The organism is Xanthomonas sp. SHU 166, assembly GCF_000364685.1.
Lineage (GTDB): Bacteria > Pseudomonadota > Gammaproteobacteria > Xanthomonadales > Xanthomonadaceae > Xanthomonas_A > Xanthomonas_A sontii.
In genome coordinates this window covers 1-10,160 of sequence record NZ_AQOJ01000023.1, presented here as the reverse complement: position 1 = coordinate 10,160, position 10,160 = coordinate 1, and the positions used below count along the sequence as shown (strand labels likewise).

At 68.8% G+C, this 10,160-nt stretch carries 8 protein-coding genes and 2 pseudogenes; 7 read left to right on the top strand and 3 right to left on the bottom strand.

Annotated features, from left to right (window positions below):
• From D180_RS01315 to rlmH, 4 genes and pseudogenes are all read left to right on the top strand, one after another.
• Positions 1 to 146, top strand: a pseudogene (locus D180_RS01315) (nicotinic acid mononucleotide adenylyltransferase); the annotation flags it as partial.
• A 56-nt stretch (positions 147 to 202) separates the two neighbouring features.
• Entirely contained in the window at positions 203 to 616 is a 414-nt protein-coding gene (gene rsfS, locus D180_RS01310) for a ribosome silencing factor (protein ID WP_017907284.1), read from the top strand.
• Positions 609 to 1,766 carry a J domain-containing protein gene (locus tag D180_RS01305; protein WP_043090274.1) on the top strand — a complete coding sequence of 386 codons (1,158 nt, stop codon included), beginning with the start codon at positions 609 to 611 and terminating at the stop codon, positions 1,764 to 1,766. Before rsfS ends, D180_RS01305 begins: the two co-directional genes overlap by 8 nt.
• Positions 1,767 to 1,788: 22 nt before the next feature.
• Positions 1,789 to 2,259 (top strand): 23S rRNA (pseudouridine(1915)-N(3))-methyltransferase RlmH, encoded by a 471-nt coding sequence (gene rlmH, locus D180_RS01300; RefSeq protein ID WP_010340439.1) that lies wholly within the window; start codon positions 1,789 to 1,791, stop codon positions 2,257 to 2,259.
• 153 nt (positions 2,260 to 2,412) lie between these two features.
• Here rlmH and D180_RS01295 read toward each other — a convergent pair whose 3' ends face one another.
• The 3 genes from D180_RS01295 to D180_RS01285 all read right to left on the bottom strand — a co-directional run bounded on the left by D180_RS01295 (position 2,413) and on the right by D180_RS01285 (position 6,983).
• Complete coding sequence (locus D180_RS01295; protein WP_017911347.1) at positions 2,413 to 5,175, bottom strand: TonB-dependent receptor; 2,763 nt, start codon at positions 5,173 to 5,175, stop codon at positions 2,413 to 2,415.
• Between the two features lie 163 nt (positions 5,176 to 5,338).
• The gene (locus D180_RS01290) at positions 5,339 to 6,010 is read right to left on the bottom strand and encodes an energy transducer TonB (RefSeq protein WP_017911346.1); all 672 of its coding nucleotides are present in this window, start codon (positions 6,008 to 6,010) and stop codon (positions 5,339 to 5,341) included.
• A 232-nt stretch (positions 6,011 to 6,242) separates the two neighbouring features.
• Positions 6,243 to 6,983, bottom strand: coding sequence for an SIMPL domain-containing protein (locus D180_RS01285; protein WP_017907288.1), 741 nt, complete (start codon positions 6,981 to 6,983; stop codon positions 6,243 to 6,245).
• A gap of 133 nt (positions 6,984 to 7,116) precedes the next feature.
• Here D180_RS01285 and D180_RS01280 point away from each other — a divergent pair, with 133 nt between their 5' ends.
• The 3 genes and pseudogenes from D180_RS01280 to D180_RS01270 form a co-directional block, all read left to right on the top strand.
• Positions 7,117 to 7,683, top strand: coding sequence for a Maf family nucleotide pyrophosphatase (locus D180_RS01280; protein ID WP_017911345.1), 567 nt, complete (start codon positions 7,117 to 7,119; stop codon positions 7,681 to 7,683).
• Entirely contained in the window at positions 7,683 to 9,173 is a 1,491-nt protein-coding gene (gene rng, locus D180_RS01275) for a ribonuclease G (RefSeq protein WP_010340444.1), read from the top strand. Before D180_RS01280 ends, rng begins: the two co-directional genes overlap by 1 nt.
• Positions 9,174 to 9,330: 157 nt before the next feature.
• A pseudogene (locus D180_RS01270) lies at positions 9,331 to 10,160 on the top strand (hypothetical protein); the annotation flags it as partial.

Sequence of the window (10,160 nt, the reverse complement as noted above, 5' to 3'; positions counted from 1 at the left end):
GGCAGCCGCTGCGCAGCGAATCGGCCAGCCTGGTGCGCGCGCGCATCGCCGCCGGCGAGGACTGGGCGGCCTTGCTGCCGGCACCAGTGGCGGCCTATATCCGCGACCATGCGCTGTATGCGTCCGGTGCCGCCGCCGCTGGCTGAATACGCGCCCTGCCGGGGTCGCCTATAATTCGCCCCATTCCATCGAGTTCGCCGCTTTGTCCAGTCAAGCCCACGTCATCAAGACCCAAGTCCCCAATCCGCCGCCGCCGCTGCCGGTCCTGCTCGCCCACGTCCGCGAGGCAGTCGAGGAACTCAAGGCCAAGGACGTGGCGGAAATCGACGTGCGCGGCAAGTCCAGCGTCACCGACTACCTGGTCATCGTCTCCGGCACCTCCACCCGCCACGTCAAGTCGATCGCCGACGAAGTCATCAAGTACGCCAAGCGCCTGGATGTCATGCCGCTGGGCGTGGAAGGCGAGCGCGAGGCCGAGTGGGTACTGGTCGATCTCGGCGACGTGGTGGTGCACGTGATGCTGCCGCGGGTGCGCGAGTTCTATGCGCTGGAGCGGCTGTGGACGGTCGGCGACCAGCCGCCGGGCGACGACGACGACTCGGCACGCGATGCCTAAGCGGCGCAATCCCGCGCGCAGCGTCGGCAGCGAGGCGTTGCCGGTCAGCAAGCGTGTCGGCGCGACCGAATCGACACCCGCGACGCCGGCACGCAAGCGCTTCGACTCCCTGGTCAAGCGTCTGGAGCGCGCCCGTGCGCAGTTGCATGCGTGGCAGGACGCGCTGCCGCGCTGGGAGCAGCGTTTCCACGAGCAGGTCGATCCCTTGCTGCAGGAGCGCGATGCGGCGCAGGTACAGTTGTTGCGGGAACTGGACGCAGCGCATGCCACCTTCAAGTTGAGCAAGCGCGATCGCGCCGATCTGTCCGAGCTCATTTGCGAGTTGGCTGCGCTGTTGATCCGGGACGGCGACAACGATGGCCTGAAGGACATCTACGACCGGCATAGCCCCCTCGGATTCGACCAGGATCTGGCCGAATCCGAGGCATTGCTGACGTCGGTCATCGGTGAGGAATTCGGCCTGACCGAAGAGGAAATGGCGCATATCCACTCCCCCGAAGCGCTGTATGCGCAGATCCAGGAGCGGCTGCACGCACAGCAGGCGCATGCGGCCGGGCGCGCCCAGCAGCGCGACAAGCGCCGCCGTGCCGGTGCCGGCAAGGCCGCGCAGGTCGCCGCCGATCCGCAACAGACGCGTCGCGCGCTGTACCGCAACCTGGTCGCCGCATTGCATCCTGACCGCGAACCCGATCCGCAGCAGCGCGAGCGCAAGACGGCCTTGATGCAGCGGCTCAACCAGGCGTATCAGAACGACGACCTGCTGGCACTGCTGGAACTGCAACTGGAAATCGGCCAGTTGGATCAGGCCGGCATCGCGGCGATGGCCGAGGAGCGCATCCGTGACTACAACGACCTGTTCGCCGCGCAACTGCGGCAGGTCGAGCAGACATTGGCCGGACTGGTCGATGACTTCATGGGGCGTTACGGTCTTCAAGACGAGCGCGCGCCGCAGCCGCAGCGCCTGGATGCGCTGTTGGCGCAGATCAAGCGGCAGGTGCAGGAGGAGATCCGCTCCTGCGCCGACGATCGCGCTGCGGCGCGGCAGGCCGACACGCTGAAGCAATGGTTGAAGCGGGAGCGTGCCCGGCTGGCCGAGCAGGAACTGGACGACGCGATGTACGACGCCCTGCTGCTGGGCGAGCGTTGGTGATGCGCGCCTGTCGCGCGCAGCGATGAAGGCGCGCCTCATCGCCACCGGCGAGCGCGCCCCGGCCTGGGTGGCGCAGGGCTTCGCCGAGTACCGCAAGCGGCTCTCGCACTGGTTGCCGCTGGATCTGGTCGAGATCGAACCCGGCCTGCGCGGCAAGGGCCGCGATGCGCAGCGCGCGATCGAGGACGAAGGCCGCCGGGTCCTGGCGGCGCTGCCGAAGAATGCGCTGGTGGTGGCGCTGGACGTGCCCGGCAAGCAACACAGTTCCGAGCAACTGGCGCAGCGCATGGAGCACTGGCGCGGACAGGGGCGCGATCTGGCGTTCCTGATCGGCGGTCCCGAAGGCCATTCGCCGGAGGTGCTGGCGGTCGCCAGCGAATCCTGGTCGCTGGGGCCGCTGACCCTGCCGCACATGCTGGTGCGGCTGGTGGTGGCCGAGCAGTTGTACCGTGCGGCGGCGATGCTGGCCAATCATCCTTACCATCGCGCCTGATCGCCTGATCGCCTGATCGCGGATCGCGGATCGCGGATCGCGTGCGCGTGGCGGCAATGCGTGCGTGATGCCGATGCTGGCGCACCGCTCAGGCAACAAAAAAAGCCCGGGCTTTCGCCCGGGCTTTTCGTTACGGCCTTGCAACGTTCGCGATCAATTGAACGTGTACTTCGCACCCACCGTGAAGTAGCGGCCGATCGCACCGCTGAAGTGCAGCGGGTTGTAGTTGACCGCACCGTAGGTGGTCGGATCCAGCGGGGCGATCCGGTCGAACACGTTCTGCACCGATGCGTTCAGTTCGAAGGCAGGCGTGACGTTCCAGCGGCCCGACAGATCGAAAGTGGTGAACGAGGCGATCTTCTTGACCGGCGTACCGTCGGCGTAGAACGCCTGGTAGTCGCCGCCGCGGCGATCCTTGTTCTCGATGCTGTCGATGTAGTTCACCACACCGCTCACGCTCCAGCTGCCCTGCTTCCAGGTGGTGCCGAAGTTGATGCGGTCCTGCGGCGTGCCGATGCAGTTGGTCACGTCGCAGTTGCCGTGCGTGCCCACGTAGTCGACGGTGGTGTCGCCTTCGGTGCGCTCGAACTTGAGCAGGTGGCTCCACTGCGCGTCCAGCTCCAATTGGCCGGGACCGATCTCGAAGGTCTGGCGGATGTCGGTGTCGATGCCGCGCACGCGCGAGGAGTTCGCGTTCACGTAGCCGGTGTTGACCGCCAGGATGGTGCCGCTGTTGGCGACGCCGCCGATGTTGTTGCTGTCGCGCAGGACGTTGCCGGCGGCGATCGCATCGGCGGTGCTGCCCTGGGCGATCTCGTTGGTGCGCTTGATCTCCCAGCCGTCCACGGTCAGCGAGGTCGTCGAGGTCGGCTGCAGCACGAAGCCCACCGAATAGCTCTTGGACTCCTCGGGCTTCAGCGCCGGGTTCGGACGGGTGATGATCGCCACCGAGCGCGCGGTGCACTCGTTGGCCGGATCGATCGCGCAGCGCACCGGATCGCGGGCGTTGGAGAACGCGGCCAGGCCGCCGTCGCCGTTCTCGGCCGGGTTCGGCGCACGGAAGCCCTCGGCGTAGCTGGCGCGCAGCGCGATCCAGTTGGCAGGGGTCCACTTCACGCCCAGCTTCGGCGTGGCCTTGCCGTCGCCGCCGTCGTACTTGTCGTAGCGCAGCGCCGCCGACAGTTCCAGTTGCTCCAGCACCGGTGCCGACAGTTCGACGTGCGCGGCATAGACGTTCTGGGTGCCGTCGTAGGCCGAGTAGCCCAGGCCGATGATGTCGCCGATGTCGGTGTAGGTCTGCGGGGTCAGGCTGTTGCTGGTCTTGCGCCATTCCGCGCCCAGCGCCAGGCCCAGCGGCCCGCCCTTGAGGTCCATCAGGCTGCGCGAGACGGTGAAGTCGAACATGTCCAGTTCGGACTTGGCACGTGCGCTGATGGTCGGCGAGATGTAGTCGTAGAGCGCCTGCGAGTTGAGGTTGGCGTTGTCGCCGATCCGCCAGGTGCCGGCCGGGCAGGCCGGGTTGCCGAGCACGCAGCGCACGGCGCTGTAGCGCAGGAAGCCGGTGCGCTTGTTGACCAGGTTGGTACCCGAGTGCAGGTAGCCGGTGTCGTAGCTCCAGTCGCCCCAGTTGCCCTTGACGCCCACCAGGAAGCGGTTGAACTCGTTGGTGTTGTCGGTGACGCGCGGGCCCACGTCCCAGGCGCTGTAGCGCAGGCGCGCGGCGTAGGGCAGGGGATTGTCGGGATGGCCGGCGTAGAGCACGGTGGCGCCGGCGCCGCTGTTGGCGTTGACCGGACCGCCCGGGTAGCCCCAGCCGCCGGATACGGCGGACGGGGTATTGGAGAACACGGTGTTCTTCTTCGAGTAGCCGATCTCGGTGTAGATCTCGCCGCCCTCGCCGAAGGCGAAGCTGGCGCGGCCGAACACGTTGACGTACTTCTCCTCGGGGGTCAGATCGCGGAACTGCTGTGCCGGATCCCACAGGCAGCCCTGCGCCTGCGCGGTGGCGTCGCTCTGGCCGGGGATGGTGGTCAGACCGGCGCAGCCGGGCAGTGCCACCAAGCGGCCGGCGGTGTTGAACACCGAGCCATTGGGGCCGGTGCCGCCGGCGGTGCCGCCGCTGAGATAGGCGCCGCCGAGGAACTGCGCATCCTGTGCCGCATAGCCCCAGCGGCGGATGTCGCCGGTGCCGATCCACTTGCGGTCCTTGCGGTCGCTGATCTTGATCGCGTCGGTCTTGCCCACGTCCAGGCTGAAGAACGCGTTCCAGCCGTCGCTGGCGAGGTCGCCGGTACCGGCGGTCAGGGTGGCCTTGCGCGCATCGCCGTCGCCGTCGCCGGAGAGACCGTAGGAGCCGCGCAGGATCGCGCCCTGGAAGTCGCTGCGCAGGATGATGTTGACCACGCCGGCGATGGCGTCGGAGCCGTAGATCGCCGAGGCGCCGTCCTTCAGCACTTCGACCCGCTCGACCGCGTCCAGTGGGATGGTGCTCAGGTCGGTGAAGACCTTCTGGCCGTCGTCGGCCAGGCCGTAGGTGGCCATGCGTCGGCCGTTCAACAGCACCAGGGTGGAGCCGGCGCCCAGGCCGCGCAGCGAGATGCCGGCGCCGCCGCCGGCGAAGCCGTTGCCGAAGGTCTTCGGGATCGAGCCGGCGCCGTCGGCGGTCAGGGTCTGCAGGTACTCGGCCAGCGAGGTCTTGCCGGTGCGGTCGATCTCCTGGCGGGTCACCACCTGCACCGGCGACGGGGTCTCGGTGTCGGTGCGCGGGATGTTGGAGCCGGTGACCGTGATGCGGTCGAGATTGGTGGCCGCTTCCTGGGCGAAGGCGGCGGGCCCTGCGAGGGTGGCGAGAACGCCGGCGACGGAGGCACACAGCAGCGTACGGCGGGTTGCACGCCGTTGGGTCGGGATGTTCACAGTTTCTCTCCTAACTGGAAACGCAGGTTGTGACTTTCTGACGAAAGCGCCGACGTCTTGGTGGCCGGCTGTCTCTCATCTAGGTGTATCTATCGTGAATAAATCGTGAATTTTAGATTAACACGACCGGCCGGCGAATGCCGGCCGGTCGTGCCGGGGTGATTTAGCGGTCGAGCGAAAAATCGACCGGTACCAGCCCGTACGCCTGCACCGGCGTGCCGTTCTGCAGCGCCGGCTTGAATGCCCAGCGCTTGAGCACCTGGTCGCGGGCGGCCTGGTCCAGCACCCGGTGGCCGCTGCTCTTCTCGATGCTGACCTGCAGCGGCTGCCCGTCGGTGCCGACCAGCACCCGCAGCAGCACGCTGCCCTGCAGGCGATCGCGCAGCGCGTCGCGCGGATACGGCGGGGCCGGCGCGCGCAGGTACTGCAACTGCATGCCGTCCACCGGCGCGCTCGCGCTTGCGGGCGGCAGGCTCGGTGCGGCGATGCTGGGCGTGGGGCCGACATTGGGCGCGGTGTCCAGCGCTACCGGGCTGCTGTCGAACAGCGGCGCCGGCGTCGGGGTCGGCACCGGGACTGCGGTCGGCGTGCGCGGCTGTGTCGGCAGCTGTTTCTCGACGGTGGGGATGGTGGGCGGCGTCGGCGTGACCGGAATCACCACGGGTTGCTGCCAGCGCGGCTGCACCTGCGCCGGTTCCGGTGGCGCGGTCACGTGCGAGAGCGGAAGCAGCAGCAACAGGGCGGCCAGCACGTGCAGGGCGATCGCGGTGCTGTAGGCCAGGACCCGGGACAGGTCGATGCGGAAGGACGGGGCGGGGAGTTGCGTGCGAACCATGGATCCACCTCTGCGATAGGAGTGTCGTGGACTGCGGTACCGGAAAACGCACGGGGGCGACGGATGGGGTCATCGCGCCCGTCCGCGTTTCGACAGTGCGCCGGTCGCGGGCATTTTGGCAAGAGGCGGCGGCGATCGAGGCCGGGTGCCGTATTGGCGAGGGGCGCTGCGGCGGACCGGAAACGACGACGGCGCCCGCAGGCGCCGTCGCGAAGGAGGGGGCGGACCGGGCTTACTTGCCCAGTTCGAACACCACATCCAGGTTGACCGAGACGCTGCTCTCGCCCGGCGCGACCGGGGTGCTGTCCATCTCCGCCTTCATCGCCATCGCGCGCATCATCGGCATCGGCGGGCGCACGCCGCCGCTGCTGCCTTCGGAGATGCTGACGATGCGCCGCACGTGCAGGCCCAGCGCCTTGGCGTAGGTCTGCGCGCGTGCCTGCGCCTTCTTCAGCGCATCGACCCGGGCCTGGTCGTACAGCGGTTCCGGGTCGTCGATCTCGAAGGTGGGGCCGTTGATCTGGTTGGCGCCCTGTGCGGCCAGCGCGTCGAGCACCTTGCCGAGCTTGGCGATGTCGCGCACCTTGAGGTTCACCGAGTTGTTGGCCTGGTAGCCGATGATCTGCGGCGCCTGGTTCTCGGCGTACTTGTACTGCGGGTTGAGGCTGACCCCGCTGGTCTGCACGTCCTTGTCGGCGATGCCGGCGGCGCGGATCGCGGCCAGTACCTTGGTCATCTGCTCGGCGTTCTGGCGCATCGCCGCGGCGCTGTCGGTGGCCTGGGTGACCACGCCGGCGGAGATGGCGGCGACGTCGGGCGCGCGCTTGGCCTCGGCCTGCGCGGCGATGTTGAGCAGGGTGCCGTCGGCGGGCACGGCGTAGCCGGGCGCGGCGGATTGGGCGTGGGCGGTCATCGTGCCTCCTAGGGCGAGGGACAGGGCCAGCAGCAGCGGGCGGACGGACAATGCGCGCATCGATGTTCTCCTTGTGAAGATTGGGCGAGGGTGTTGCCGCAACGATGAACGCGTCGTGATCTTCGCCGGGGTCGAAGCGATCGTCCCGCAATTAGCGATCGTTCAGTCAGTCCGGTCGGGTTATCCTTCGGCCATGCTGTATCTCGCGTCCCGTTCCCCTCGCAGAAACGAACTGCTGACCCGCCTCGGCGTGCCGTTCCGGAGCCTCGATCTCGAGGTGCCGGAAGTGCGCGCGGCCGACGAGTCGGCGCAGGCCTATGTGCGCCGGGTGGCGCTGGACAAGGCCCGTGCCGGCTTGGCGCAACTGGCCGACGCCGCCGACGCGGTGGTGCTCGGCGCCGACACCGAGGTGGTGCTGGACGATCGCGTGTTCGGCAAGCCGGCCGACGCCGAGGACGCGGCGGCGATGCTGGCGGCCCTGTCCGGGCGCACACACCAGGCGATGACCGCGGTGGCGCTGGTCGCCGCCGGCCGCGAAGAGCTGGTGCTGGTGCCCACGGCGGTGACCTTCGCCGCGTTGTCCGAGCGCGACATCGCCGACTACGTGGCCAGCGGCGAGCCGATGGGGCGGGCCGGCGCGTATGCGATCCAGGGTGGCGCCGAACGCTTCGTCAGCCGTCTCGACGGCAGTTATTCCGGGGTGATGGGCCTGCCCCTGCACCAGACCCACCACCTGCTGCGCACCTTCGGAGTGCTGTGATGTCGCAAGAGATCCTGGTCAACGTCACACCACGCGAGACCCGGGTGGCCGTCATCGAGAATGGCATGCTGCAGGAGCTGCACATCGAGCGCGGCTGGCGCCGCGGCGTGGTCGGCAATATCTACAAGGGCCGCGTGCAGCGGGTGATGCCGGGCATGCAGGCGGCCTTCGTCGAGGTCGGGCTGGAGCGCGCGGCGTTCCTGCACGCCAACGACGTGGTGCGGCCGGCGCCGGTCGGCAATGGCGACACCGAGGAGGCGACGCCATTGCCGGTGTCGGCGGCGGTGCCGATCGTGGAACTGCTGCGCGACGGCCAGGACATCGTGGTGCAGGTGGTCAAGGACCCGATCGGCAGCAAGGGCGCGCGGCTGACCACGCAGATCAGCATTCCCTCGCGCTATCTGGTGCTGCTGCCGCAGTCGCGGGTGATCGGGGTGTCGGCGCGGATCGAGGACGAGGCCGAGCGGCAGCGGCTGAAGACCCTGGTCGCCGACCTGGCCGCCAGCCACGGCGGCTTCGGCTACATCATCCGCACCAATGCCGAGGGCCAGCCGGCCGAGGCCCTGGCCGAGGACATCGCCTACCTGTCGCGGGTCTGGAACGTGGTCGAGCGGCGCGGCCGCGACGGCGCCCCGGCCAGCATCATCTACGAGGACCTGAGCCTGCCGCTGCGCGCGGTGCGCGACCTGATCCGCAAGGACGTGGAGAAGGTCAAGGTGGATTCGCACGAGACCTTCGAACGGCTGCAGGCCTTCGTCGCCAAGTACATGCCGGTGCTGGCCGAGCGCCTGGAGCTGTACACCGGCGACCGTCCGATCTTCGACCTGTACGGGGTCGAGGACGAGATCGCCCGCGCGCTGGACAAGCAGGTGCCGCTGAAGTCCGGCGGCTACCTGGTCATCGACCAGACCGAGGCGATGACCACCATCGACGTCAACACCGGCTCGTTCCTGGGCCAGCGCAATCTCGAGGAGACGGTGTTCCGCACCAACCTGGAGGCGGCGCAGGCGGTGGCGCGGCAGCTGCGGCTGCGCAACCTCGGCGGCATCATCATCATCGACTTCATCGACATGGACGATGCCGAGCACCGCCGGCAGGTGCTGCGCACGCTGGAGAAGGCGCTCTCGCGCGACCATGCCAAGACCACGGTGTACGAGTTCTCGCCGCTGGGCCTGGTGGAGATGACCCGCAAGCGCACCGTGGAGAGCCTGGAGCGGCAGCTGTCCGAACCGTGCCCGGAATGCAGCGGGCGCGGCTCGATCAAGACCGCCGAGACCGTGACCTACGAGATCTTTCGCGAGATCACCCGCGCGGTGCGCCAGTTCGACGCGGCGCGGCTGCTGGTGATCGCCTCGACCAAGGTGGTGGCGCGCATCACCGACGAGGAATCGGCGGCGGTGGCCGAGCTGGAGGAATTCCTCGGCAAGACCATCCGCTTCCAGGCCGACGAACAATACCTGCAGGAGCAGTTCGACGTGGTGTTGTTGTGAGGCCGGGAGTGGGGAATCGGGAATGGGGAATGGGGGAAGAGCGCGCTGTTTGCGCTGACGCATCCCTGGATTCCTCGGCCGAATTTCACACGGCAATGAGCAGTTCGCGCTCTGCTGTTGCGATTCCCCATTCCCGATTCCCCATTCCCCGCACCTGATGCACACCCCGCTGCGCCGCCGCCTGCGCCTGGCTCGCCGTTTCGCGTTCTACGCGGTGGCGATCGGGCTGGTGTGCGTGGCCCTGGCGGTGGGCGCGCTGAGCCAGGCGCTGCCGTTCGTGGAGCGGCATCCGCAGCAGGTGGCGGCGTGGCTGAGCGAGCGCGCCGGGCGGCCGATCCGCTTCGACCGGCTGGAGACGGCCTGGACTCGGCGTGGCCCGCTGTTGCGCCTGGACGGACTGCGCATCGGCGCCGGCGACGGTGTGCGCATCGGCCAGGCCGAGGTGCTGGTGTCGATGTACGCGGGATTGCTGCCCGGACGCTCGTTCACCGAATTGCGCCTGCGCGGCCTGGCGCTGACCCTGCTGCGCGCCGACGACGGCAACTGGAGCGTGCAGGGCCTGCCGACCTCGGGGCAGGGCGGCGATCCGCTGGATGCGCTGGAAGGGCTGGGCGAGTTGCAGGTCATCGATGGACGCCTGCGTGTACACGCCCCGTCGCTGGGCCTGGAAGCGCAGGTGCCGAAGATCGACCTGCGGATGCGCGTGAACGGCGAGCGCCTGCAGGTGGGCGTGCACGGCTGGAGCGATCTGCAACAGGCGCCGCTGACCGCGGTGCTGGACCTGGACCGTCGCAGTGGCGACGGCCAGGCCTACCTGGCGGTGCGCCCGGCGGAACTGGCCGGCTGGGCCGGCCTGCTGCATGCGGCCGGCATCGAACTGCAGGGCGGGGTCGGCGACGTCCAGGCCTGGCTGGACCTGCAGCAGCGCCGGGTCGCCGGGGTGACCGTGGACGCCACGCTGCGCGCGCTGCGCCTGCGCGGTGCGCC

What these genes read in the sequence shown, in the direction of transcription:
- D180_RS01280 (WP_017911345.1), top strand. Translation starts at nt 7,117, where the DNA reads ATGCTGTATCTCGCGTCCCGTTCCCCTCGCAGAAACGAACTGCTGACC.
- D180_RS01305 (WP_043090274.1), top strand. Translation starts at nt 609, where the DNA reads ATGCCTAAGCGGCGCAATCCCGCGCGCAGCGTCGGCAGCGAGGCGTTG.
- rlmH (WP_010340439.1), top strand. Translation starts at nt 1,789, where the DNA reads ATGAAGGCGCGCCTCATCGCCACCGGCGAGCGCGCCCCGGCCTGGGTG.
- D180_RS01290 (WP_017911346.1), bottom strand. Translation starts at nt 6,010, where the DNA reads ATGGTTCGCACGCAACTCCCCGCCCCGTCCTTCCGCATCGACCTGTCC.
- D180_RS01285 (WP_017907288.1), bottom strand. Translation starts at nt 6,983, where the DNA reads ATGCGCGCATTGTCCGTCCGCCCGCTGCTGCTGGCCCTGTCCCTCGCC.
- rng (WP_010340444.1), top strand. Translation starts at nt 7,683, where the DNA reads ATGTCGCAAGAGATCCTGGTCAACGTCACACCACGCGAGACCCGGGTG.